Consider the following 23,369-nt stretch of genomic DNA (forward strand, 5'->3'; position numbering starts at 1 on the left):
TGTCCGGGACGACCTTGGAAGTGAAGCGCAATAACAAGAGAGGGGAGTCTCAATGTTCAAGAAACTACTGCTGGCCGCCACGGCCTCGCTAGCGCTGGCTCTGCCAGCCTGGGCGGATACCACGCTCAAGCTGACGGAGGTGATCACCAGCCCCGAGCGCACGGAGACGCTCAAGCAGATCGTCAAGACCTTCGAGGATGCCAATCCCGGCGTGAAGGTCGAGATCACCTCGCTGCCCTGGGGCCAGGCCTTTGAGAAGTTCGCCACCATGGTTTCGGCGGGCGACACGCCGGATGTGGTCGAGATGCCGGATCGCTGGATCTCGCTCTATGCCAATAACGGCATGCTGGAGAACCTCGAGCCTTATCTGGCCAAGTGGGACCACACCAAGGACCTCAACGACAAGACGCTCCAGATGGGGCGCTACATCAACAACACCGCCTATGGATTGCCCTACGGCTTCTATCTGCGCGCGTTGTTCTACAACAAGAAGCTGTTCAAGCAGGCCGGCATCGACAACCCGCCCAAGACGATGGACGAGTTCGTCGAGAGCGCCAAGAAGATCTCCGCCATTCCCGGCAAGTTCGGATACTGCCTGCGCGGCGGCCCCGGCGGCCTCAATGGCTGGATGATGATGGGCGCCACCACGGCCGGCAACGACACCTTCTTCAAGGCGGACGGCACTTCCACCATGGCCGACCCCGCTTGGGTGAAAGGCCTCAGCGTGTTCGTCGATCTCTACAAGAACGGCTACGTTCCCAAGGACAGTGTGAACTGGGGCTTCAACGAGATCGTCACCGGCTTCTACTCCGGTACCTGCGCCATGCTTGACCAGGATCCGGATGCCCTGATCGCCGTGGCCGACAAGATGAGCAAGGACGATTACGACGTCGCTCCCATGCCCAAGGGAGCGGGCGGCAAGAGCTTCCCGACCCTGGGCTATGCCTCCTGGTCGATGTTCGCGGCTTCGGAGAACAAGGATCTGGCCTGGAAGCTGATCGCGGCTTTGGACAGCCCGGAAGGCAACATCGCCTGGAACAAGCGCACCGGTGCCCTGCCGATCTACAAGGCGGCGGAGCAGGATCCCTTCTATGCCGACCCCAAGTTCAAGGGCTGGTTCGAGGAACTGCGTGACCCTAATGTCGTGCCCCTGGTCATGCCGTTCCACCTGGAAGAGTGGGCCTTCTTCGACAGCTCCATCGCGTTGAAGACCACGCAGCAGGCCCTGCTCGGCCAGCTCGCGCCGGATCAGCTTGCCAGTCAGTGGGCCGAATATCTCACCAAGGCTCAGCAGGCCTACCTGGCGAAGAAGAAGTAATCGTTTCGTAGGCTCTGCGCGCGCCATCCTTCTCCCCTTGCGAGACCTGGCACTTCCTCCGGAAGTGCCTTGGGTGGCACGAATGCCGGATGAGGGGAGAGATGCGACCTCTCCAGGGGCTCGCCGGAACCCCTCATCCGCCAACCATCCCCCGGTCCACTCCAAGTGGAGTGGACGATAACCGCAAGGGGAGAAGGGATGGTTGGGCGCGCCGGCTGTCTTCTCGGTCCCCAGCCCGTTCCCGATCGGATCATCATGGCTCTGGCAGATATCCCCGTCCAATCCAGCCGGCGCAGTCGAAGCGCCCGGCTGGCGTTCGAACCCTGGCTCTATGCCACTCCTTCGATCATTCTGATCGTGGCGATCATGCTGGTGCCTCTGGCAATCGGCATGTCCTACGCGTTTCGCGATATCCAGCTGCTGAAACCATTCGGGGGCGGCTATGTCGGCCTTGAGCATTTCCGCACATTGTGGGGCGACCTGAACTTCTGGAACGCCCTGTCCAATACCGTGCTGTGGACCGTGATTTCCGTCGCGCTGCAGTTCGTGCTCGGACTCATCCTGGCCTTGCTGCTGAACCGGCCCTTCCCGGGACGTGGCGCGGTACAGGCCCTGGTGTTCCTGCCCTGGGCCGTGCCGAGCTTCCTGTCCGGCCTCAATTGGGCCTGGATGTTCAATCCCATTGTCGGGCCCTTGCCGCATTGGCTGTCGGGACTGGGTATGATGGCAGCACCCGACAATATTCTGTCCAGCCCTACCCATGCCATCTGGGGACCGATCGTCGCCAATGTCTGGTGGGGCTTTCCGTTCTTCGCCATCACCCTGCTGGCCGCCCTGCAGTCCATTCCGCAGGACATCTATGAGGCGGCCGAGATCGACGGGGCCGGACCGCTCAAGCGCTTCACCTCGATCACCATCCCGTTCCTGGCGCCGACGATCGCCATCACGGTGCTGCTGCGCGCCGTCTGGATCGCCAATTCAGCCGATCTCATCGTGGTGATGACCGGAGGCGGGCCGGCGGATTCGACGCAGATCGTCGCCAGCTACATCTACACCCAAGCCTATAAGCGCCTCGATTTCGGCTATGCCTCGGCGATCTCGCTGGTACTGCTCGTGCTGCTGCTTGCCTATGCCGCCACGCTCATCGCGCTCAGGCAAATGCTGATCCGGAGGGGATGATCATGCGCCGCTCCACACGTCGTTCCATCTACTGGGTCCTGCACTACACGCTGATCGGCCTGTTCCTGGCCTTCGCGCTGTTTCCGCTGTTCTGGCTGTTCAAGGTCTCGGTGACGCCCAATGACCTGCTCTACAGCGAAGGGGTCAAGCTGTGGCCCTCGCGCTTCAGCTTCGATCATTATGCCTCGGTGATCCGCCACACGGATTTTCCGTTGTTCTTCCGCAACAGCGTGATCATTTCGGCCTTGACGGCTCTGTTCACCACGATCGTGGCGGCTGGTGCTGGCTACAGCTTTTCGCGCTTTGTCTACAAGGGAAAGTTCTGGCTGGTCGGACTGATGCTGATCACTCAGATGTTCCCGCTGGTGATGACCATCGCGCCGATCTTCAAGCTGTTTCAGCCGCTCGGGCTCAACAACAGCCTGACGGGCCTGATCATCATCTACACCGCCTATAATGTGCCGTTCGCCGCCTTCCTGATGCAGTCCTTCTTCGACGGCATTCCGAAGGATCTGGAAGAGGCGGCGATGATCGACGGCGCCACCCGCTTCGGGGCGCTGCGCCAGATCATCCTGCCCCTGACCATGCCTGGCATCGCCGCCACCCTCGGCTTCGTCTTCACCGCAGCCTGGAGCGAACTGCTTTTCGCGCTGATGCTCAACACCAAGGACAATGTCATCACCTTCCCGGTGGGCCTGCTCAACTTCGTGTCGAAGTTCGCGGTGGATTTCGGGCAGATGATGGCGGCCGGCGTGCTCGCGCTCATCCCCGTCTGCATCTTCTTCTTCCTGATCCAGCGTTATCTGGTCCAGGGCCTCACCGCTGGCGCGGTGAAGGGCTGAAAGGTTTATTCCGATGGCCAATATCGAAGTGAAAGCCGTCCGCAAGAATTACGGCGCGCTGCCCATCCTCAAGGGCATCGACCTCTCCATCGCCTCTGGCGAGTTCGTGGTGCTCGTCGGCCCGTCCGGCTGCGGCAAGTCGACTTTGCTGCGTCTCATTGCCGGGCTGGAAGATACCACCCAGGGGCAGATCCTCATCGACGGCGCCATGGTGAACGACCTGCCGCCGAAGGATCGCGACATCGCCATGGTGTTCCAGTCCTATGCGCTCTATCCGCATATGAGCGTGCGCGACAATATGAGCTATGCGCTCAAGCTGCGGAAGAAAGCGGCCGATTTCATCTCGGATGCTGTGACCAAGGCGGGTGCCAAGCTCGGCCTAGAAGCTCTGCAGGAGCGCAAGCCGCGGCAGTTGTCGGGCGGGCAGCGCCAGCGCGTTGCCATGGGGCGCGCCATCGTGCGCAATCCCAAGGCCTTCCTGTTCGACGAGCCGCTGTCCAATCTCGATGCGCGGCTGCGCGAGCAGATGCGGTTCGAGATCCGCAAACTGCACCGCGATCTCGGGGCGACCTCGGTCTATGTCACCCATGACCAGATCGAGGCGATGACCATGGCTGATCGCATCGTCGCCATGCAGGGCGGCGTGATCCAGCAGGTCGGCGCACCGCTCGAACTCTATGACGATCCCGCCAATATGTTCGTGGCCGGGTTCATCGGCTCGCCGGCCATGAACTTTCTCGATGCGCAGGCACAGCCGGGCGAAGGAGGCACGGCCTTGCGGGTCGGCGATACGGTTCTTGCCGTCCTGCCGGGCCAGCGCCTGCCCGCCAAGGTCGTCGTGGGCATTCGCCCCGAGCGCGCGGTGCTGTCGTCGGCGGGTAACGTGCCGGCCCGCGTCGATCTGGTGGAGCCGACAGGGCTCGGCACGGTGGCGCACCTGGAGATCGGCGGTCAGGGGGTGAAGCTCTTCACGACCGAGCGTCCCGCCTTGACGGTAGGCGAGATCGTGAAGCTGGCCATCGCTCCCGGCGATCTCAGGCTGTTCGACCCTGCCAGCGGGGAGCGCATCAGGCTTACCTGATGCGATCCGCGCCTGCCAGTGGCAGATGCGTGGAGCTTTTGTCGGACAAGGGCTGGCCAAGCCGGCATTGCCCGTGACAAAAGAAGAGCTGAATTCCTTTCAGGCTCGCATGACGCTTTCCCATAGCCGGGGGCTGCATGCCTTTTCTTTTGTGAGATTTGATGTCCCGCATTGCAACGAGCAGCGAGGCCGTGCAGGAGCCCGCCGCCTCCGCCTGGGTCACTCTGTTGATCGCTGCGGCTTGCGGCCTCATCGCCGCGAATATCTACTATGCCCAGCCGCTCGTCGGCTTGATCAGCGCTGATCTCGGCATGTCGCCAGGCGCGGCTGGGTTGATCGTGACGATGACGCAGATCGGTTACGGCGCCGGGCTGCTGTTCCTGGTGCCGCTCGGCGATCTGATCGAGAATCGCAAGCTCATCCTCTGGGTGATGGGCCTGGCGGTGATCGCGTTGGCAGGGGCCATGCTGGCCCGCGACAGCCTGCAATTCCTGGTCTCGGCCTTGCTGATCGGGCTCGGATCGGTGGCCGTGCAGATCCTCGTCCCCTTTGCCGCCCATCTCGCACCCGAGGCGCGGCGGGGCAGGGTGGTCGGCAATGTGATGAGCGGGCTGATGGTCGGCATCATGCTGGCCCGTCCGGTATCGAGCCTGATCACCTATTTCAGCTCCTGGCACATGGTGTTCCTGGTCTCCATCGTCGCCATGCTGGTGCTGGGCGCAGTGCTGGCCCGGGCCTTGCCCAAGCGCCAGCCGCCGCCGGCTCCGTCCTATGGCCGTCTTCTCCTCTCGATGGCGACCTTGATGCGCGCCACGCCGATCCTGCGCAGGCGTGCTCTCTATCAAGCCTGCATGTTCGGCGCCTTCAGCGTGTTTTGGACCTGCACCCCGCTGCTGCTGGCGAGCCCCGTCTTTGGCATGACGCAGTCGGGCATTGCCCTGTTCGCGCTGGCCGGGGCGGCAGGCGCGGTGGCAGCCCCGCTCGCCGGGCGTATCGCCGATCGCGGCTGGGTCCGTCCAGCCTCGGCCTTCGCCATGACGCTCGGCGCCCTCAGCTTCCTGCTCACCCATTTGGCCGAGCCGGGATCGAGCCTGTCGCTCGGCCTACTGGTCACTGCCGCGATTGTGCTCGACTTCGGCGTTTCGGCCAATGTCGTGCTCGGCCAACGCCTGATCTACAATCTGGGTGCGGAATATCGCAGCCGCCTCAACGGCGTCTATATGGCGACGTTCTTCGTGGGCGGTGCGCTCGGCTCGGCGCTGGGGGGCTGGGCCTTTGCCCATGGCGGCTGGGCGGCGGTCTCCTGGCTGGGCTTTGCCCTGCCGGTCCTCGCCCTTATCTATTTTTCGACGGAAAACAGGGCCTTGTACGGCCCCGCAAACAGGACCTGACATGAGCGTGACGATCTACGGTATCAAGACCTGCGACACCATGAAGAAGGCACGCAGTTGGCTCGACGCGCATGGCAAGGCGCATGGCTTTCACGATTACCGGGCCGAAGGGATCGACCGCAAGCGCCTCGAGGCCTGGGTGGACAAGGTCGGCTGGGAAACACTCCTGAACAAGTCGAGCACCACGTTCCGCGCCTTGCCCGAGGCCGACAGGCAGAGTATCGACCGGGCCAAGGCGATCGCATTGATGCTGGCCGAACCGACCATGATCAAGCGCCCGGTCCTCGACCTCGGCGGCGGCAAGCTGCTGGTCGGCTTCAAGCCCGACAACTACGCCGCCGTCCTGGCCTGATGAGACAGGGCGGTGGTCCTAACCTGGCGGACAAGAGCGCTTATGCTGGTGTGCCGATCTCCAGATCGGCATTCTGGGTAGCAATTGTCTGTCGAAAAGATGCCGATCTGGAGATCGGCACACCAATTCTGATGCCTTCGATTGGCGCTTGTGAACAGGCGGCGATGAGGACCTGGCCTACCGCTCGATCAAGGTGGTGAAGCCGCCAAAGATCATGCGCTTTCCGTCGAAGGGCGCGTTCGCCATGCTACCCTCCAGCCGGGGATCGGCCATCACCTTGGCCATGATGGCGTCACGCTCCTCGCGCGAGCGGTAGGTCACCCAGGAGAACACCACGATCTCATCCTCCTTGGCCTGGACGGCGCGCGGAAAGGACGTGACCTCGCCATAAGGCACGTCGTCGGCAACGCATTCGACATAGCTGAGTGCGCCATGTTCCATCCAGACCTGGCCGCCGAGACGGGCCATTTCCTCATAGGCCTTGAGGTTCTGCTTGGGCACGGCGACAACGAAACCGTCGACATAGGTCATTTCAGCTTCCTCCTGTTTCGATCTCCCGAAGGACGTTCGGCATCCGGCCAAGCCGACAGCCCTGGCGAAATTTTGTTGTCTGCGGGGCTGGCTGGCGTCAGGATCGCTTTTGAAAACGCTTGATCAGCCTCTCGCGTTTCAGGCGCGACAGACGCTGGATCCAGAAAATGCCGTCGAGCTGGTCGATTTCGTGCTGCAGGCAGACGGCGAGCAATCCATCGGCTTCCTCGGTCTCCTCCGCCCCTTCAAGGGTCTGGAAGGCGACACGCACCCGGGCGGGACGTTCGACCGTCTCGGTCGCACCGGGCATTGAGACGCTGCCTTCGACATGCTCCCGCTTATCGTGCGATGACCAGACGACGCGCGGATTGACATAGATCCGCACTCTTTTCTCATCGGGCAGCTCGATCACCGTCAGTCTTTCGAGAATGCCCAGATGCGGGGCCGTAATGCCGATGCCGGGCGCGGCGCGCATGGTGTCGAGCAGATCCTCGGCTAGGGCGGCAAGCCTGGGCCCGAATTCGGTCACGGGATTTGCCGCCTGGCGCAAGCATGGATCGGGAAAACGCAGAATCGGTTGGACAGGCATGGCGGGAAGTTAGCTCACCTCATCATGCACATCACGCTCGGCGACGCTTGGGCTTGGGGGGTGCCGCCTCCTCGCCATGGGAAAGATCCTCCAGGATCGGGCAGTTGGGCCGGTCGTCGCCGTGGCAATTATGGACGAGATGGCGCAGGGTCTTCGCCATACCCTCGATCTCGCGCGCCTTGCGTTCGAGCTCGATGATATGAGCTGCGGCGATGCTCTTGACATCGGAGCTCGCACGGCTGCGATCGCTCCACAAAGCGAGCAAGGTTTCCATCTGCTCGACGGAAAAGCCGAGATCGCGGCAGCGGCGAATGAAACGCAGTGTGTGAATATCGCTGTCACCATAGACGCGATAGCCGGCTTCCGTGCGGGCTACGTTCGGTACGAGCCCGATAGATTCATAATAGCGGATCATCTTGGCCGAGACGCCGGAGGCGGCGGATGCTTCACCGATATTCATGACGGTTCTTCCTGTTCGTCCTTCACGCGAAGACCTCATCACGACCTTCGAATCTTGATGAGCTTTCTTCGATATTCCCTTGAATTAGCTTGATGAAGTCAATGTCTGTACACCTGTCGCTTGTGCTGGCGCAGTCTCAGGCTGGAAGCCCTTGAGCCTGAGCGCATTGGTCACCACGAAGACGCTTGAAAGCGCCATGGCGCCGGCTGCCAGCATCGGCGAGAGCAAGGTGCCGTTGACGGCATAGAGAGCGCCGCCAGCGATGGGGATCAACGCGATGTTGTACGCGAAGGCCCAGAACAGGTTCTGGCCGATATTGCGCATGGTCGCCCGTGACAGGCCTATGGCCCTGACGACTCCATTGGGATCGCCGGCCATCAGCACCACCGCCGCGCTCTCGATGGCGACGTCGGTGCCCGTGCCGATGGCGATGCCGACATCGGCGGTGGCGAGCGCCGGCGCATCGTTGATGCCGTCGCCGACGAAGGCGATCTTGCGCCCTCCGGCCGCCAGCCGCTGCACGGTCTGGGCCTTGCCGTCCGGCAGGACTTCGGCCTCGACGGTTTCGATCCCGAGCCTTGCCGCAATCGCCTGTGCCGTCCGCCGGGCGTCGCCCGTCACCATCGCAACCCGGAGACCGAGTGCCTTGAGGGCCGCGACGGCGGCCTTGGCCGTCGGCTTGATCGGATCTGCGACGGCGATGACCGCGGCGATCTTGCCGTCGACGGCCGCGAAAAGCGGCGTCTTGGCCTGTGCGCCGAGGGCTTCTGGCCGATCGGAGAGAATCCCGGCATCAAAGCCCTGTTCTGCCATCCAGCGTGCCGAGCCGATCGAGATCTTCCGGCCATCGACGAGGGCGGAGGCGCCGCGCCCCGGGATCGCCTCGAAATCGGTGGCCGAGGGAATGTCGAGGTTACGCTCGCGGGCCGCCTTGACGATGGCGGTGGCGAGCGGATGCTCCGAACGCGCTTCCACCGAGGCCAGCAGAGCGAGAACCTCATTCTCCGAAAAGCCGGGGGCGGTTTCGATATCTGTGACCGCAGGCTCGCCCTGGGTGAGGGTTCCCGTCTTGTCGAAGGCGACGATCTCGACATCACGCAGGCTCTGCAGGGCATCGCCGCGACGGAAGAGCACGCCGAGTTCGGCCGCACGGCCTGTCGCCACCATGATCGAGGTGGGGGTAGCCAAGCCCATGGCACAGGGGCAGGCGATGATCAACACGGCAACCGCATTGACGAGAGCGAAGCTGAGGGCGGGGCTCGGGCCGAACAGCAGCCAGGCGAGGAAGGTCAGCGTTGCGATGGCGATGACGGCGGGCACGAACCAGGCAGTCACCTTGTCGACCAGCGCCTGGATCGGCAGCTTAGCGCCCTGGGCTGCCTCGACCATGCGGATGATCTGGGCGAGGAGGGTCTGCGAGCCCACCTTCGTCGCTCGGAACGAGAAGCTGCCTGTTTTGTTGATGGTCCCACCGATGACTTCGGCACCCACGCCCTTGGTAACCGGTATCGCCTCGCCGGAGATCATCGACTCGTCCACGAAGGAGGAGCCTTCGACGATTTCGCCGTCGACGGCGATCTTCTCGCCGGGGCGCACCCGGATGATGTCTCCCGGCTGGAGCTCGGCGATCGCCACTTCGGTTTCCGAGCCGTCGCGCAGGCGCAGGGCCGTCTTGGCCTGCAGCCCGGCCAGTTTGCGGATCGCTTCGCTGGTCTCTCCCTTGGCCCGCGCCTCCAGATAGCGGCCGAGCAGGATCAGCGTGACGATGACGCCGGCGGCCTCAAAATAGACATAGGCCGTTCCCGCCGGCAGGGCCGAGGGCAGGAAGGTCGCGACGACCGAGAACAGCCAGGCCGCACCGGCACCGAGGGCGACCAGGGCGTTCATGTCCGGAGCACCCCGCAGCAGCGCCGGAATGCCCTTGACGAAGAAGCGCAGCCCCGGCCCGAACAGCACGAGGCTGATCAGCACGAATTGCGCATACCAGTTCCAGCGACCCAGGTTCATCTGGACGGCGTGGTGCAGGCTCGGCACCAGGTGTCCGCCCATTTCCACCAGAAAGACCGGCACGGTCAGCAGGGCGGCAAGAGCCAGATCCCGGCGCAGTGTAGCGATCTCGGCCTTGCGGGCCGTGCGTTCAGGATCCTCGGCCCGGTCTTGTTCGATCAGATGGGCGCCGTAACCCGCTTTGGCGATGGCAGCCAGCACAGGAGGCAGGTTGGCCGGCCCCTCGAAGGCGACCTGCGCCCGCTCGGTGGCGAGATTGACGGCGGCCTGCACGACGCCTGGGGTGGCGGCGATGGCCTTCTCCACGCGACGAACGCAGGAAGCGCAGGTCATGCCCTCGATGGCGATGTCAAAAGTTGCGGGGTTCGAAGTCGAAGAGCTCAAAGTCGGAGGGCTCATAGTCGGAGACATGGGGCAATCCCTTTCCAGGTCATTGCCAAGATAGGTAAACCTTCCAGTCATGGGAAGGTCAAGGGCTTCTTGTTCGGAGCGCGGACTTCCAGTCCGCTCTGTGAAATATCACGCTGACAGAGCGGACATCGCCCCATGACTTCATGGAGCTGAGAAGTCCGCGCTCCCAGTATCCTCACATGGGCCTGGCGATATCTTCCGTGTTGTTGGCTGGGCTGTTTACGCGCGAAGAAATCGGCCAGATCTCCATCAGCTCCGGCGGAAAGGGCACCATCAGGTCGAAGGGATCCGGCTCGATATTGTCGAGCCAGCGCTTATGGCTCTCCGGGGCCACTATTACCGGCATGCGGTCGTGGATCGTCGCCATCAGCGCATTGGCCTGGCAGGTGACGACGGCGAAGCTGCGCGTGATCTCACCAGAGGCCTTGTCGATCCAGCTTTCCCAGACGCCGGCCACGGCGAAGGGACGGCGATCCTTCATGGCGATGGCATATGGCTGCTTGGCTCCCTTCACCGGCTTGCCGTCCGGCTCAAGGATCTTCATCCATTCGAAGAAGAGATCGATCGGAACGAGACAGCGCCGTGCCTTATAGGCATCGCGGAAGGAAGGCTTGGTCTGGATGCCCTCGCAACGGGCGTTGATCGGCTTCGGCCAGTCGCTGGGATCTTTCACCCAGTTGGGAATGAGGCCCCATTGCAGGAGATCCCGAACATAGGTCGCCGATCCGGGTTTTCGGCGGAACACCCAGAAATATTGCGCCGGTGCGCCATTGAAATGGGCCTCCCAGGCACGAGCGACCTCTTCCGGCGTAGCGCCAGGTTCCGTCTGAAGGCCCGGCAGGTCCGGGCTGCGCTGCATGATCCGTCCACACATGGCCGGACCATGGCATGCTCAACCACACGTCTCAACGCCACATGCCGCGCATGCGGTCGCGCAGGTCGATCGAGCTGTGGATGCCGCCGGGTTGCCGCGCTCTGGACGCTGCCACCCTCGGCCACATCATCTGCTGGAAGCGATCGAGGATCGAAGCCGGGATGAAGCGGGTGCGGTTGGCATAGACATGCCGGTCGCCCTGGGAATGCTGGCCATGGGTGAAGAAGCGCTGCGGCATGACAAGATGCAGGCTGTCGCGCGCCCGTGTCATCGCGACATAGAGCAGCCGGCGCTCTTCCTCCAGATCGTTCTTGGTGCCGGCGGCGAGATCGGCGGGCAAGCAGCCATCCACGGTGTTGAGCACGAAGACGGCCTTCCATTCCTGCCCCTTGGCGGAATGGATGGTGGAGAGGATGAGGTAGTCTTCGTCCCGCAAGGGAGCTCCGGCCTCGTCGCTGGTGGCGTTGGGCGGATCGAGCGTCAGCTCGGTGAGGAAGCGTTCGCGGGATTCATAGCCCGCCGCGATCTGCTCGAGCTGGAGAAGATCGGCGCGGCGCGTCACCGCATCCTCATGCATGCGCTCGAGATGGGGCTCGTACCAGCGACGAACGCGCTCGATCTCGCCGGGCCAGTCGCTCGGTCCCTTGTGCAGGCTCGCGGCGAGGTCGACGAAATCGGGCCAGTCCGCGCCCGCGCGGGGAGGCGCCGGCAAGGCCGCGATGTCGTCGACACCGACGGCGTCGAGCACATTGGCGGCCGACGTGGGGCCGACGCCCGGCAGCAGTTGCAGGACGCGGAAACCGGCGACGCGGTCGCGCGGGTTCTGCGCCCAACGCAGCAAGGCCAGCATGTCCTTGACGTGGGAGGCGTCGAGAAATTTCAGCCCGCCGAACTTCACGAAGGGGATGTTGCGGCGGGTCAGTTCGACCTCGAGCGGGCCGGAATGATGGGAGGCGCGAAACAGCACCGCCTGCTGCTTCAGCGTCATGCCGCTCTCGCGATTCTCCAGGATTTGACTGGCGACGAAATCGGCCTGCCCAGCCTCATCCCTGACGGTGACGAGATGCGGACGCTCGCTCGATTGCCGCTCCGTCCACAAATTCTTGGTGAAGCGCTCGCTGGCAAGGGCGATGACGGCATTGGCAGCCGCCAGGATGGGTTGGGTCGAGCGGTAGTTGCGATCGAGCGTGATGATTTCAGCCGCGGGCGAGAACTGGGCCGGAAAGTCGAGGATGTTGCGCACGGTGGCGGCGCGAAAGGAATAGATCGACTGGGCGTCGTCGCCGACCACCGTGACGCCTTTGCCGTCCGGCTTGAGCGCCTTGAGGATCGAGGATTGCAGGCGGTTGGTATCCTGGTATTCGTCGACCAGGACATGGTCGAAACGGGCCGAAATATCGGCGGCGATCATCGGTTCTGCCACCATATGCGACCACCACAGCAGCAGGTCGTCATAGTCGAGCACATTGTTGGCGAGCTTGGCTTCGACATAGGCGGCGAACAGGCTGCGAAGCTCCGCTGCCCAGGCAAGACACCAGGGAAAGGCCTCCTTCAGCACGTTTTCGAGTTCATCCTGCGCATTGACCACGCGCGAATAGATGGCCAGGCACGTGCCTTTGCTCGGGAAACGGCTTTCCGTCTTGGAGAAGCCGAGTTCATGGCGCGCCAGGTTGATCAGGTCGGCGGAATCCTCGCGGTCGTGAATGGTGAAGGAGGGATCGAGCCCGATCTGATAGGCATATTCGCGCAGGAGCCGGGCGCCGATGGCGTGGAACGTGCCAGCCCAGGTCAGGCCTTCGCTCAGTGTCGCCCCCTTTGCCCCCATGACCTTGGCGGTGATCTGCTCGACCCGCCTTGTCATTTCGGAGGCGGCCCGGCGCGAGAAGGTCAGAAGGAGAATGCGCCTGGGATCAGCTCCTTCGGCGATGAGATAGGCAACCCGGTGAGCCAGCGTGTTGGTCTTGCCCGATCCGGCGCCGGCAATGATCAGCACGGGCCCGGCCGGCTGGCCCGAACCATGCTCGACCGCCCGGCGCTGGTTTTCGTTCAGGCCGGCAAGAGGGTCGACCGGCGATTGAATGGACACCTCGGGGACAAGAAGGGCTGCCTGCGCGTTCATGCCTTGGTCTCGCGTCGTGAGGAACGAATCTGCCCACCGATTCGGCGAGCCGTCTTCGGGAAAGGGTAGAAGTTACATATGAACAAAAATGGAACAGATTCGCGAATGACCCGTTTGTCGGCAACGACCTACCGCCGCGCTCCCGCTGGTGGATGAATTCGATCGAGGCGGCGTGAATGTGTTCCCTGAGCGCTTGCTCCGGATCGGCCGTCACGCCATGTTCGCGGATATGAAGCAGGGCTGATTGGCGGTTTGGTGCGGGAACGGGGTCGAAAACATCCGACGGGAAGGATCATGCCGGCTATGGCCGGCTTGGCGGTTCTACTCGCATTGACGCCGGCAACGCCGGCTTTCGCTGCCCCCGATCCACAAGCCGTGGTCAAGGATGTCGCGCGCGATCTCGGCCTGCAACCCGACCTGCCCGGCAACAAGGGCGAGGTGGTGACGCCCAAGACGGAGCCAAAGCAGGATGAGCGGGCGCCGCGCATGTGGAACCCGTCGCTGGGAACCTTGCTGAGCATCCTGCTCTATGCCGCCATCGCCGCGGGTCTCATCTTCGCGATCTGGACGATGCGGGATCGTCTGCCGGTCCTGGGGCGGCGCAAGCTCGTTGCCGGTGTCGATACGGAGGTCTCCGCTCAGGCCGCCTCGGTCGAGCGCATGGTGGTGGCCCAGGTCGAGGCCGACGAACTGGCGCGCCAGGGCCGCCTTGCCGAGGCGATGCATGCCTTGCTGCTGCGCAGCCTGATCGAGGTGCGCAAGAGGCTCAATGTCAGCTTCGCGGACTCGCTGACCAGCCGCGAAATTCTTCGGGCCCTGTCGCTGCCCGACCGTGGCAAGCAGGCGCTGTCCGACATCATCGGTCGCGTGGAGCCCGTCTATTTCGGCGAAAGCCCTGCCGAAGAGCGCGATTATGCCGCTTGCCGGCAGAGCTATGAGGCCCTGACCGAAGCGATGCAGGCGAGGGCGGCATGAGCGAAAAAGCCACCTTCTCAGGTCCTGTCCTCGCCGTGCTGGTCGCTGGAGCCACGGCCGTCTTCGCCCTGTCCATGCTGTTGATGCTGAACGGCTCGTCCGAAGAACAGGGCTTCAGCACCACCACCAAATCGGTCTCGGCGATCGGGCATGCCGGCCTCTATGAGCTGGCGCAACGCCTCGATGTTCCCGTTGCCCGCAGCCGCATCAACGGTACCGTCGCCCCTGGTGAAGGCGGGGTGCTGGTGATGGCCGAGCCGACGTCGAGCCTGTCGAAGGACGACATCATTCGCCTGGGACGCGAGAGCAATGTCCTGCTGGTGCTGCCGAAACGCTGGGCGCTGGCCGACAGGAGCAAGCCTGCCTGGATCCGCTCCGCCACGCCGATGGACATTCCCTGGGTTACCAGCATTGCGCGGCTGGTCGAGCCCAAGCTCGAGGTGACGCGGGGAGACCCGCCCAAGAGCTGGGACCGCAACGATCTCAATGTGAATCCCTCTTTCGACGACGGCGCCCAACTGATCAAGAGCGAAGAGCTGACGCCGATCATCGGCAATCGCCAGGGCATGCTGATCGGCGAGAAACTCGACGGTGAGCGCCGCGTCTGGGTGCTTGCCGACCCCGACCTCATCGAGAATCATGGCCTGACCAAGGGGCGGAACGCCGAATTCGCGCTCGCTTTGCTGAATGCCATGCGCGATGCCGAACTCGGGGACGGCAAGGTCGTGTTCGACGAGACCATCCATGGCATGGTCAACAATGTCGACAGCCCCTTCAAGAAGCTGTTCCAGTTTCCCTTTGTCATCGTGCTGTTGCTCGTACTTGCCGCGACGGCGCTGCTGGCTTGGGCCACCACGAGCCGTTTCGGCAAGCCGCGCCTGGCGCCGCCGGCGTTCGACCTCGGCAAGGGGCGCCTGATCACCAACACGGCTACCCTGCTCGACCGTGCCGGCCACCATGCCTTCGTCATGCGCCGCTATGTGCGGGCGACATTGCGTGATGTGGGTCGGCTGTTTCACGCACCACGCCAGCTCGATGACGAAAAATTGGCAGAGTGGCTCGACAAGATCGGTGAGGCGAGGGGGCTGGAAACCAAGGCCTCCGACGTCCTCGCACGCACCGTGGAAGGGCAGGGTACGTCCCTGACCGGTTTGTTCCAGGCCACGCGCGATATTCATGATTGGAAGGAAGAAATCTCCGATGGAACTGCAGCGCGTCGCCCATATCGCTGACGGCATCCGCAAGGAAGTCGGCAAGGCCATCGTCGGCCAGGACGAAGTCATCGAGCTAATGCTCACCGGCCTGCTCTGCGGAGGGCATATCCTGCTCGAAGGCGTGCCGGGCACCGGTAAGACGCTACTGGCCCAGGCCTTCGCCTCGACCTTGTCGCTGAAATTCGGTCGTGTGCAGTTCACGCCCGACATGATGCCGGGCGACGTGATCGGCACCAACCTGTTCAACTTCCAGACCAACGCCTTCATACTGACCGAAGGGCCGATTTTTACCGACCTCCTGCTGGCGGACGAGATCAACCGCACCCCGCCCAAGACACAGGCGGCGTTGCTGCAGGCGATGAACGAGCGGGCTGTCACCATCGACGGCAAGACCTATGCGCTTGGCGCCGACTTCATGGTGGTGGCGACCCAGAACCCGATCGAGCAGCAGGGCACCTATCCCTTGCCCGAAGCGCAGCTCGACCGCTTCCTGTTCAAGATCGATGTCACCTATCCCAGCCGTGACGAAGAGAGAGCCATCGTCACCCAGCATGGGCACCGCTCGGCCATGCCCAAGCTTTCCGATTTCGGCCTCCAGAGCCAGGCCGATCCGGCAACGCTCGCCGATCTCCGGGCCACCAGCGAACAGATCGTGCTGACGCCGCAGATCATCGACTATGTCGTCGACGTGGTGCGCGCCACCCGCCAGCACCCGGCGATCGAGACGGGCGGATCGACCCGCGCCGCCAATGCACTTGCGGCCTCCGTGCGGGCCTTGGCCGCGCTGAACGGGCGCGATTTCGTCATTCCCGACGATGTGAAGCGGCTGGCCCGGCCGATCCTGCGTCATCGCATCGTCCTGGCGCCCAATGCCGAGATCGATGGCCTCACTCCCGACCGCATCGTCAACGAAATCCTGGACCAGACGGCAGCACCCCGATGATCCGGCCGACACCGCGCGCCGTGCTGCTGTTCAGCCTAGGCATCCCCGTTGCCCTGTTGATGGTGGTATGGAATCCGGCGCTATGGCCGTTTTCCTTCGACCTAAGCCTGCTGGCCCTGCTGGTGATCGCCATCGACGCGCTGCTGATCCCGCCGCGCCGTGCCCTCATCGTCGACCTTCAAGCGCCGATTCGGTTGCCGGTCGGCAATGAGGGGCGGATCGATGTCACGCTGCGTAGCACGAGGTCGGCGCGCCTGCTCAGGATCGAGGCGGTGGTCGATCTCGATGGTCCACTGGAGACGCCGCCGATGGTTGCTGGCCGTTTCGGCGGTGCCCCGGAGGTGCTCAGCATTCCCTTTACGGCTCTGCGACGTGGGGTGGTGACGCTGGAAGCCCTCTGGCTGCGCTGGCGAGGACCCTTGGGGCTGGTGGAATGGCGCCTGAAGGAGGAATTGGCCCGCAAGATCGAGATACTGCCCGCCGCCCGCATGTCCTTCGGCCCAGCCATCCAGGCGCTGAGCAAGAGCGCCATCTACGGCACCAAGACCCAGAACCAGAAGGGCGAGGGCACCGAGTTCGATACGTTGCGCGAGCATGTGGCGGGCCTCGACTCTCGCATGATCGACTGGAAGCAGTCGGCCCGCCATCGCAAGCTCCTGTCGAAGGAGTTTCGCATCGAGCGCAACCACCAGATCGTGCTGGCCTTCGACACCGGCCATCTCATGCTCGAGCCGATCGACGGCCTGGCGCGGCTCGATCATGCCATCGAGGCGGGGCTGATGCTGGGCTGGACCGGGTTGAGGGCCGGCGATCTCGTCGGTAGTTTCGGCTTTGACGCCACCATCCGCCATTATCTCGAACCGGGGCGGGGTAGCACCTATTATGCCCGGCTGCAGCGCTCCGCGGCCCAGCTTGCCTATCACACGGAGGAGACCAACTTCACCCTCGGCTTGGCCGAGTTGAACGCGCGGCTGAAGCGCCGGGCTCTGGTGGTGCTGTTCACCGAATTCGTCGACAGCGTGATGGCCGAGCTGCTGATCGAGAGCTTGAAGCGCATGGCCAACCGCCATGCCGTGATCTTCGTCACGCTGCAGGATCCATTGACCGCGCGGCTGGCCAATGCCGAGCCGGAGGATTTCACCGTCGTGGCCGAGGCCGTGGTGGCGCATGATTTCGCGCGCGAGCGGGCGATCGTGATGGAGCGCATCGCCCGTCTCGGCGTGCACTGCGTCGATGTGCCGGTCGGTGGGCTTAGCGTGGCCTTGCTCAACCGCTATCTCCAAATCAAGCAGGAGGGCCTGCTATGACGGCCGTGGATGGGGGCATGCCGGAGGTCGGGCCGGCTCCGACGATCATCGGCGTGCCCAACGAACCTCGGGCTCAGCTTGTGCTGCGCTCAGCAGAGTTTCGGCGGGGGCGCGAGGAGAGCTGGCGGGAACTCGAAGACCTGGTCGCGCGCGTCGAAAAGCGGGGGATCCACGGCGTCTCCGCCGACGAACTGCAGAAGATGCCGCTGCTCTATCGCTCGGCGCTGTCTTCCCTGTCGGTTGCCCGCAGCATCGCGCTCGACCGTAATCTGCTGCGCTACCTCGAAGCCCTGACGTTGCGGGCCTATCTGGTGGTCTATGGGCCACGTACCAGCCTGCTGGCGGGGCTGGGCCATTTCTTCCGCTATGGCTTCCCCGATGCCGTGCGCAAAGCGGGCTGGCATATCTTGATCGCTTTCGCGGCGATGGCCCTGGGCATCGCGGCCGGGTTCGTGCTGGTGACCAGCGAAGCCGAATGGTTCAACGCCATCGTTCCCGACGGCCTCGCGGGAGGGAGGGGGCCGAGCGCCAGCACCGAATATCTGCGCAGCGTGCTGTTCGCGCCCTGGGACGGCTTCAAGGAGAGCTTCATCGTCTTTGCCAATTACCTGTTCCAGAACAACAGCATGGTCGCCATCCTCTCCTTCGGGGTCGGTTTCATGGCCGGCGTGCCGACCTTGCTGCTGCTGGTCTATAATGGGCTGATCGTCGGCGCGTTCCTGGCGATCCACTATCAACGCGGCCTCCTGATCGATTGCATCGGCTGGCTGTCCATTCACGGCGTGACGGAACTCGGTGCCTTCATCCTGTGTGGCGCCGCCGGCCTGGTGGTGGCCGAGAAGATCATTTTCCCGGGCCGCTATTCGCGCCTGGAAGCGCTTGCCATTCACGGCAGGCAGGCCGCCATCATCGCCTGCGGCGCGGTTGCCATGCTGTTCATCGCCGGTTTTATCGAGGGGGGCCTGCGCCAACTGATCAACGTGACCTCCTGGCGCTTCGCCTTCGCTGCCGTTACCGCCGTGCTGTGGGGGATCTATTTCCTCTATTGCGGCAAAGCGTCTTTCGATTTGACGGGTTCACCAAGAAGCGCAAAGACGCGTCGAAAAAAACTGTTAGAGCAGGGAGGCGTTCAGCCATGAACACGCTTTGCTCCAAGGGAGGGCAGCATGGCCTCTCCGCGTGACCGCGTTTCCCAACTGCTGGAGGGCCGGCAGCGCCGCACCCGCGAGATCGTCACGCCGGAAGGGGTCGCCATCCATGTGGAGATCGCCGATCGCGGCGAAAGGCTGGGGGCCTTCCTGATCGACCTGGTGATCTGGTTCGGTGCCACCATCCTGATCTGGATCGCCCTGGCGACCACCTTCCTGCGCGGCGGCAGCGATGTGACGGTGACGGTGATCTCCTTCCTCTCCTTCACGCTACGCAACCTCTATTTCATCCATTTCGAGCTGGCCTGGCAGGGCTCGACGCCCGGCAAGCGCGCCACCGGACTGAAGGTGATCGATCGCAAGGGCGGCGCTTTGACCCCAACCGCCGTCGTTGCCCGCAACCTCACCCGCGAGGTCGAATTCTTCCTACCGCTGCAGCTCTTCTTCATGTGGATCGGCGCCTCCAACAGCGGCGAATCCTGGCAGGCGCTTTCGATGCTGGGCTGGGTGGTGCTGCTCGCCGCGTTGCCCTTCTTCAACCGGGATCACCTGCGGGCGGGCGACCTGATCGGCGGCACCTTGGTGATCGCCTTGCCGAAGCGGGCACTTGCCCTCGACCTCACGCAGGGAGCGGCCAAGGTGGCGGCCCGCTACAGTTTCACCTCGGCGCAGCTGCAGGCCTATGGCGCCTATGAATTGCAGGTGCTGGAGGAGATTCTGCGCCGGCCCGGCGGTACCGAAACCTGGCGCATTCATCGCGAGATCGCCGAGAAGATCATCCGGCGTATCGGCTGGCAGGGCACCTTCGAGCCCAATGCGGCCACGGATTTCCTGCAGGCCTTCTATGCGGCCGAACGGGCGGAACTCGAGCGCGGTCAGCTTTTCGGCCGCTATCGCGACGACAAGAACTCGGGTACCCGCAAGGTGGGTGAGCCGGCCAAGTGAGGGCCGGCTCCTTTCCAGAACAAAGGTCTCAATCGAAGACGGTGGCGAGCCTGTCGATGTCGACGCCTTCCTTGATCGAGCGCAGGCGGTAATAGACCAGGGCGCTAAGCACGCTGCCAAGAGCGATCAGATAGATCTGGATGAGATTGCCCAGCAAGGCACCGAACACCGGGCCACCGAGGCTGCCACCGACATACTCGATGATCATGGAGACGATCCAGCCAGCGATGCCGACAATCAATACGAGGCCGAGGATCTGCCAGCGAAAGCCCGAGGTGAGTTCGCTGCTGCGGGACATGCTATCCGTCACGCCGCGCTGTTCAACGACACAGACCGCGACGGCGGCATAAAGCATGCAGATCAGCCATAGGCCCGGTACGACAAGCAGTACCAATCCGATCGTGACCGCAAGGCCGACCAGGATCGAGAGGCCCAGCAGCGGCAGGAAGCGCGCCATCCCTTTGGAGAGGGCCTCTCCGACCGAAAAGGTCTGCCCGCGCAATTCGTTGAACGCGCCGTAGATCATGCCGCCCTGAATGACGAAGAGCAGGGCGATGTAGATCAGCAGCAGCACGACGAAGGCACTGACATTCGGAAGCGGATTGTCTGGTGTCGGCACGCCGATGACCAGGGTCGAGATGATCAGGGGAATGATGGGAATCAGGCCCAGCGCCAGAAATCGCGGCAAGGCGCGGTGGAGAACGGCAAAGCTTTCGCTGATCAAGGCGCCGATGTTGAAATCACCGGAGCCGGTGCCTTGACTGTAGTTGGTCATGAGAGCGCATCCTGTTTGATGGCGTTCGGAGCCTGAGTACTGTGCCGGCCCATATCGACGATATGTCATGCCGATGACTTGCATTTGAAAAGCAAGTATCTGCGCTTCAATACAAGTGCTGAGTTGTTTCGATCGGGCAAGTGAAGGGGCAGATTGTCGGAAGCGGAAACGAAGCTGTTCACATCTGCCTCGCAAAGTATACCCCGGCGAAGGGGTATTCATCTGTTTCCTGACGAACAGAAGCTCCGCGTCCTGCCAAGGATTTCAAGACCGCGATACGGGGGAGCGCGCTTGTAGGTGACCTCTGAGGTCTTGCCGCTGGCTCATTCCGGCAAGGGCCGAGTATCCTCCGGCGGGCCGCTGATCTCGTGCAATCGCTCGAAAGTCGCCGTCGCGGTCCCCGCCGAGAGCGTTTTGCGATTTGGTGGAATCACCAAGCATCGCAAAGACGCGTCGAATCAAGGAGCTAGAGCAGAACAACGTTTCCGTCTAAACGCGCTTTGCTCTGGAGAATGTCGTTTCAGCGGCTGGGAGGGCGCCAGGTCTCGGGCGGATATTGGTGCGGGCGCCGTACTTCCTCGTTCGGGTCCGGGGGCTGCTCGCCGAAGAGCACGTCCGGATCGGGCGCCGTGACACCCCACGGGTTGCCGTCGGCGGGCATGTAGCCGCTCTTGGCACCCCAGCCTTTGTCCTGTTCGAACCAGCGGGCGAAATTCGGCAGGCCGTCATATTCATATTTGCGCTCATAGGCCTCGCAGGCTTCGGGCTTGGGGCCGAGATTGAGGCACATGAGGGGCGAGCGCTCGTAATAGGAACAGCTCGGGTAGAGGCTGTGGGCGACCAGTTCGCCTTCATAGGTCCCGTCATAGCGAATTGTCAGCTTCAGTTCCGTCCAGATCGGCGGGAAATTCATGACTTTCTGCAGGATCTTGCCGGCGACGAAGCCGATGGGCGCAGGTGCCACGCCCGCAGCGAGTTCGGCGCTCTGGGTGCGGGCGCCGACGGTCTGGCGGAACACCACGCCCTCATCGATATATTGCGGCTCCTCCAGCTTGATCGGATAGGGATAGGAGGGAAAGCCGAGAAAGGATGGCGAGCGGTAGAGGCCTGTATCCTTCTCGTAGGCGACGCGATGGAGCAGCCTAATCGCCTTGGAGGAGGTGTCGGTGCTCTCGATGGTGGCTTCGAGAAAATTGGCGAAGCGATAGCCGCTGCTGCCGAGGATGAGCTTGCGATCGACCAGTTCACCCGGGCTGCCGGCATCGTGCTCCGGCAGGCCGGAGCGCGGGTCGATCCAGCTCATGGTGGCAATCGAATAGGTGAAGCTGTTTATCTTGAGGACGAGTTGGCCGTCATCTGGGGGAATCATGATGATTCCCGGATTGGCGCCGCTGCTGAATCGCCAGTTCCAGCCCTTCGAGCTCGGCACGACGCAGCCAACGCGGTGGCGCAGATACCAGTTCACCTCGCGTGTGTTGAGCGTGTCGAAATTGTAGCTGATCAGATATTGCACATTGATGCCATGCGCCCTGGCAACGGAAAGCCAATCGTCGCCATCCTTCACACGATAGGGACGGCCGCGCGGAATGGGAGCCAGCTTGGCAGGCTTGGTTTCAAGCGGTGTAGCCATGATCTTCTCCGTGAAGGCGGCATGCCTCCGTGGCGGAGCGATCGCGGTTCGTTGTGCGCGGCTCGCAGCAAGGCCGCGATGCCTGCCTGACGAGACAGTATGGGCAGATGGAGCGTGGTCGTCATCCCGAGTTCAGAGGAGGCGGCGCCGCCCTTTTTGTGCTCCAATCAAGCCTGTTGCGGGTCCATTTCCCTTGGAGCAGCACGCGTTCAAATGTGAACGTTTGTTTGCTCTAACTCTTTGTTTCCAAGTCAGTCCAACGGGGATTGGCTAGAGCATCTTTGCGATTCTGGGCGATTTCGCCCCATCGCAAACGCTGTTGCGGCGCTCGTTTCGATACCGTGCCATCCTGTCAACAACGCCCTCCTCAGCCCGTGGTGACGATGGCGCGAGAGTCCCTCAAATGACGAGTTTTCTCGACTTCAACAAAGATCCTGCCAACGACATCGATAACAAACCCCAGCAATATCATAACTTTGGCGGAAAGGGCGTGCGCGTACAGGTCTATTGGGCTGCCGATGTCTGGCGCGACGTATCGCTTTGGAACAACAGCTGGGTGCTGCTCAAGGGCGCCGACGAAATCCTCCGCAAATATACGCTGGCGCTCGACATGCTGCCGCTGCAAACCGAACCGGCAGCACTGGCGCCAACGAAGGACAAGGCCACCCGCGAATTCGACAAGTCCGTGGGCAAACAGGTTGCGAGGCAAAAGAAGGCGAAGGGCGAGGTCGCCAAGAAGCAGACCGAGGCTGCCGCCAAGGCAATCGAAGAGCAAGGCCGGGTGGCACGTGGCCTCTTGGATTTCAGCGGCTCGGTCTATGTGCCCATGCAGGGCGAGGCTCCTATTGATGGCCTCACGGCTCTCAGGAAGAGCCTCGGCACGATTCCGGATGAAACGCGGTTGGTCGTGGTGTTCGCCCATATCGATGGCGGGCCGAACGGTTACACAGTCCTGCGCCAGGAGTGGCTGCCCTGGGTCATCGTCGATCCGCAGCCGATCCAGGACAATCCCAAGACGTTGCTGCTTCATGAAATGGGACACGCCTGCCGCCTCAGCCACCAGCAAGACAGCGCCGGTTCGGCGACGGCCAAGAACATCATGTATTCCCTGGATTTCAAGGGACTGACCCATCTGTGGGGCTGGCAGGTGGACACCATCTACGATTCCTACTGGTGCAATGGCCGCAAGCCCTCGAACTGGTGGGATAGAATCAGCAATGCCAAGCTGCCGCCTGATCACCCCTTCCTCTGGGATGAGCCGCCCTAGCAGGTGGCAGT

General features: G+C 62.9%; 20 protein-coding genes and 1 pseudogene. 13 read left to right on the plus strand and 8 right to left on the minus strand.

Going from position 1 to position 23,369, the window contains the following annotated elements; translation table 11 throughout:
* Positions 1-52 precede the first annotated feature (52 nt).
* The 6 genes from ACR9ZN_RS08890 to ACR9ZN_RS08915 all read left to right on the plus strand — a co-directional run bounded on the left by ACR9ZN_RS08890 (position 53) and on the right by ACR9ZN_RS08915 (position 6,163).
* Positions 53-1,318 carry an ABC transporter substrate-binding protein gene (locus ACR9ZN_RS08890; RefSeq protein ID WP_481271990.1) on the plus strand — a complete coding sequence of 422 codons (1,266 nt, stop codon included), beginning with the start codon at positions 53-55 and terminating at the stop codon, positions 1,316-1,318.
* Positions 1,319-1,573: 255 nt separating this feature from the next.
* Positions 1,574-2,497, plus strand: coding sequence for a carbohydrate ABC transporter permease (locus tag ACR9ZN_RS08895; RefSeq protein WP_454816751.1), 924 nt, complete (start codon positions 1,574-1,576; stop codon positions 2,495-2,497).
* Positions 2,498-2,499: 2 nt separating this feature from the next.
* A complete protein-coding gene (locus ACR9ZN_RS08900) occupies positions 2,500-3,339 on the plus strand; it encodes a carbohydrate ABC transporter permease (protein ID WP_434956100.1) in 840 nt (279 codons plus the stop codon).
* Between the two features lie 13 nt (positions 3,340-3,352).
* Entirely contained in the window at positions 3,353-4,420 is a 1,068-nt protein-coding gene (locus ACR9ZN_RS08905; RefSeq protein WP_434956101.1) for an ABC transporter ATP-binding protein, read from the plus strand.
* Positions 4,421-4,581: 161 nt separating this feature from the next.
* Positions 4,582-5,811: an MFS transporter gene (locus ACR9ZN_RS08910; protein ID WP_454813698.1), complete on the plus strand. Its 1,230-nt coding sequence runs from the start codon at positions 4,582-4,584 to the stop codon at positions 5,809-5,811.
* Position 5,812: 1 nt separating this feature from the next.
* Positions 5,813-6,163: an ArsC family reductase gene (locus ACR9ZN_RS08915; protein WP_481271991.1), complete on the plus strand. Its 351-nt coding sequence runs from the start codon at positions 5,813-5,815 to the stop codon at positions 6,161-6,163.
* 177 nt (positions 6,164-6,340) lie between these two features.
* Here the strand turns inward: ACR9ZN_RS08915 and ACR9ZN_RS08920 are convergent, their stop codons facing one another.
* The 6 genes and pseudogenes from ACR9ZN_RS08920 to ACR9ZN_RS08945 form a co-directional block, all read right to left on the minus strand.
* Positions 6,341-6,694, minus strand: coding sequence for a DUF1428 domain-containing protein (locus tag ACR9ZN_RS08920; protein WP_434956104.1), 354 nt, complete (start codon positions 6,692-6,694; stop codon positions 6,341-6,343).
* A 97-nt stretch (positions 6,695-6,791) separates the two neighbouring features.
* Positions 6,792-7,283, minus strand: coding sequence for a peptide deformylase (locus tag ACR9ZN_RS08925; protein ID WP_441772465.1), 492 nt, complete (start codon positions 7,281-7,283; stop codon positions 6,792-6,794).
* Between the two features lie 31 nt (positions 7,284-7,314).
* Complete coding sequence (cueR, locus tag ACR9ZN_RS08930; protein WP_481271992.1) at positions 7,315-7,743, minus strand: Cu(I)-responsive transcriptional regulator; 429 nt, start codon at positions 7,741-7,743, stop codon at positions 7,315-7,317.
* An 84-nt stretch (positions 7,744-7,827) separates the two neighbouring features.
* Positions 7,828-10,101, minus strand: a pseudogene (locus ACR9ZN_RS08935) (heavy metal translocating P-type ATPase); the annotation flags it as partial.
* A 235-nt stretch (positions 10,102-10,336) separates the two neighbouring features.
* Positions 10,337-11,035, minus strand: coding sequence for an SOS response-associated peptidase (locus tag ACR9ZN_RS08940; protein ID WP_481271993.1), 699 nt, complete (start codon positions 11,033-11,035; stop codon positions 10,337-10,339).
* Between the two features lie 31 nt (positions 11,036-11,066).
* The gene (locus ACR9ZN_RS08945) at positions 11,067-13,154 is read right to left on the minus strand and encodes an ATP-dependent helicase (RefSeq protein ID WP_481271994.1); all 2,088 of its coding nucleotides are present in this window, start codon (positions 13,152-13,154) and stop codon (positions 11,067-11,069) included.
* Between the two features lie 294 nt (positions 13,155-13,448).
* On the opposite strand from ACR9ZN_RS08945, the gene ACR9ZN_RS08950 reads away from it, so the two are divergent.
* The 6 genes from ACR9ZN_RS08950 to ACR9ZN_RS08975 are packed head-to-tail and all read left to right on the plus strand — an operon-like array spanning position 13,449 to position 19,686.
* Positions 13,449-14,129, plus strand: coding sequence for a hypothetical protein (locus ACR9ZN_RS08950; RefSeq protein WP_481271995.1), 681 nt, complete (start codon positions 13,449-13,451; stop codon positions 14,127-14,129).
* A complete protein-coding gene (locus ACR9ZN_RS08955) occupies positions 14,126-15,361 on the plus strand; it encodes a DUF4350 domain-containing protein (protein ID WP_481271996.1) in 1,236 nt (411 codons plus the stop codon). Before ACR9ZN_RS08950 ends, ACR9ZN_RS08955 begins: the two co-directional genes overlap by 4 nt.
* The gene (locus tag ACR9ZN_RS08960) at positions 15,330-16,286 is read left to right on the plus strand and encodes an AAA family ATPase (protein ID WP_434956111.1); all 957 of its coding nucleotides are present in this window, start codon (positions 15,330-15,332) and stop codon (positions 16,284-16,286) included. The genes ACR9ZN_RS08955 and ACR9ZN_RS08960 overlap by 32 nt, the downstream gene beginning before the upstream one ends.
* Positions 16,283-17,593 carry a DUF58 domain-containing protein gene (locus tag ACR9ZN_RS08965; protein WP_481271997.1) on the plus strand — a complete coding sequence of 437 codons (1,311 nt, stop codon included), beginning with the start codon at positions 16,283-16,285 and terminating at the stop codon, positions 17,591-17,593. The genes ACR9ZN_RS08960 and ACR9ZN_RS08965 overlap by 4 nt, the downstream gene beginning before the upstream one ends.
* The gene (locus ACR9ZN_RS08970) at positions 17,590-18,732 is read left to right on the plus strand and encodes a stage II sporulation protein M (protein ID WP_481271998.1); all 1,143 of its coding nucleotides are present in this window, start codon (positions 17,590-17,592) and stop codon (positions 18,730-18,732) included. The genes ACR9ZN_RS08965 and ACR9ZN_RS08970 overlap by 4 nt, the downstream gene beginning before the upstream one ends.
* 27 nt (positions 18,733-18,759) lie before the next feature.
* A complete protein-coding gene (locus ACR9ZN_RS08975; RefSeq protein WP_454813706.1) occupies positions 18,760-19,686 on the plus strand; it encodes an RDD family protein in 927 nt (308 codons plus the stop codon).
* Positions 19,687-19,714: 28 nt separating this feature from the next.
* Here the strand turns inward: ACR9ZN_RS08975 and ACR9ZN_RS08980 are convergent, their stop codons facing one another.
* The gene (locus tag ACR9ZN_RS08980) at positions 19,715-20,461 is read right to left on the minus strand and encodes a DUF7847 domain-containing protein (protein ID WP_434956116.1); all 747 of its coding nucleotides are present in this window, start codon (positions 20,459-20,461) and stop codon (positions 19,715-19,717) included.
* Between the two features lie 520 nt (positions 20,462-20,981).
* A complete protein-coding gene (locus ACR9ZN_RS08985; protein ID WP_434956117.1) occupies positions 20,982-22,091 on the minus strand; it encodes a hypothetical protein in 1,110 nt (369 codons plus the stop codon).
* 403 nt (positions 22,092-22,494) lie between these two features.
* Here ACR9ZN_RS08985 and ACR9ZN_RS08990 point away from each other — a divergent pair, with 403 nt between their 5' ends.
* Positions 22,495-23,358 carry a hypothetical protein gene (locus ACR9ZN_RS08990; protein WP_454813708.1) on the plus strand — a complete coding sequence of 288 codons (864 nt, stop codon included), beginning with the start codon at positions 22,495-22,497 and terminating at the stop codon, positions 23,356-23,358.
* The last annotated feature ends 11 nt before the right edge of the window (positions 23,359-23,369 follow it).

Source organism: Labrys sp. HAY1-8F (genome assembly GCF_056754975.1).

Excerpts from the sequence above, each read along its gene's own strand:
- ACR9ZN_RS08895 (WP_454816751.1), top strand. The coding sequence starts at position 1,574 with ATGGCTCTGGCAGATATCCCCGTCCAATCCAGCCGGCGCAGTCGAAGC.
- ACR9ZN_RS08955 (WP_481271996.1), top strand. The coding sequence starts at position 14,126 with ATGAGCGAAAAAGCCACCTTCTCAGGTCCTGTCCTCGCCGTGCTGGTC.
- ACR9ZN_RS08965 (WP_481271997.1), top strand. The coding sequence starts at position 16,283 with ATGATCCGGCCGACACCGCGCGCCGTGCTGCTGTTCAGCCTAGGCATC.
- cueR (WP_481271992.1), bottom strand. The coding sequence starts at position 7,743 with ATGAATATCGGTGAAGCATCCGCCGCCTCCGGCGTCTCGGCCAAGATG.
- ACR9ZN_RS08960 (WP_434956111.1), top strand. The coding sequence starts at position 15,330 with ATGGAACTGCAGCGCGTCGCCCATATCGCTGACGGCATCCGCAAGGAA.
- ACR9ZN_RS08925 (WP_441772465.1), bottom strand. The coding sequence starts at position 7,283 with ATGCCTGTCCAACCGATTCTGCGTTTTCCCGATCCATGCTTGCGCCAG.
- ACR9ZN_RS08950 (WP_481271995.1), top strand. The coding sequence starts at position 13,449 with ATGCCGGCTATGGCCGGCTTGGCGGTTCTACTCGCATTGACGCCGGCA.
- ACR9ZN_RS08970 (WP_481271998.1), top strand. The coding sequence starts at position 17,590 with ATGACGGCCGTGGATGGGGGCATGCCGGAGGTCGGGCCGGCTCCGACG.
- ACR9ZN_RS08990 (WP_454813708.1), top strand. The coding sequence starts at position 22,495 with ATGACGAGTTTTCTCGACTTCAACAAAGATCCTGCCAACGACATCGAT.
- ACR9ZN_RS08915 (WP_481271991.1), top strand. The coding sequence starts at position 5,813 with ATGAGCGTGACGATCTACGGTATCAAGACCTGCGACACCATGAAGAAG.
- ACR9ZN_RS08900 (WP_434956100.1), top strand. The coding sequence starts at position 2,500 with ATGCGCCGCTCCACACGTCGTTCCATCTACTGGGTCCTGCACTACACG.
- ACR9ZN_RS08920 (WP_434956104.1), bottom strand. The coding sequence starts at position 6,694 with ATGACCTATGTCGACGGTTTCGTTGTCGCCGTGCCCAAGCAGAACCTC.
- ACR9ZN_RS08940 (WP_481271993.1), bottom strand. The coding sequence starts at position 11,035 with ATGTGTGGACGGATCATGCAGCGCAGCCCGGACCTGCCGGGCCTTCAG.
- ACR9ZN_RS08975 (WP_454813706.1), top strand. The coding sequence starts at position 18,760 with ATGGCCTCTCCGCGTGACCGCGTTTCCCAACTGCTGGAGGGCCGGCAG.
- ACR9ZN_RS08890 (WP_481271990.1), top strand. The coding sequence starts at position 53 with ATGTTCAAGAAACTACTGCTGGCCGCCACGGCCTCGCTAGCGCTGGCT.
- ACR9ZN_RS08980 (WP_434956116.1), bottom strand. The coding sequence starts at position 20,461 with ATGACCAACTACAGTCAAGGCACCGGCTCCGGTGATTTCAACATCGGC.
- ACR9ZN_RS08945 (WP_481271994.1), bottom strand. The coding sequence starts at position 13,154 with ATGAACGCGCAGGCAGCCCTTCTTGTCCCCGAGGTGTCCATTCAATCG.
- ACR9ZN_RS08905 (WP_434956101.1), top strand. The coding sequence starts at position 3,353 with ATGGCCAATATCGAAGTGAAAGCCGTCCGCAAGAATTACGGCGCGCTG.
- ACR9ZN_RS08985 (WP_434956117.1), bottom strand. The coding sequence starts at position 22,091 with ATGGCTACACCGCTTGAAACCAAGCCTGCCAAGCTGGCTCCCATTCCG.
- ACR9ZN_RS08910 (WP_454813698.1), top strand. The coding sequence starts at position 4,582 with ATGTCCCGCATTGCAACGAGCAGCGAGGCCGTGCAGGAGCCCGCCGCC.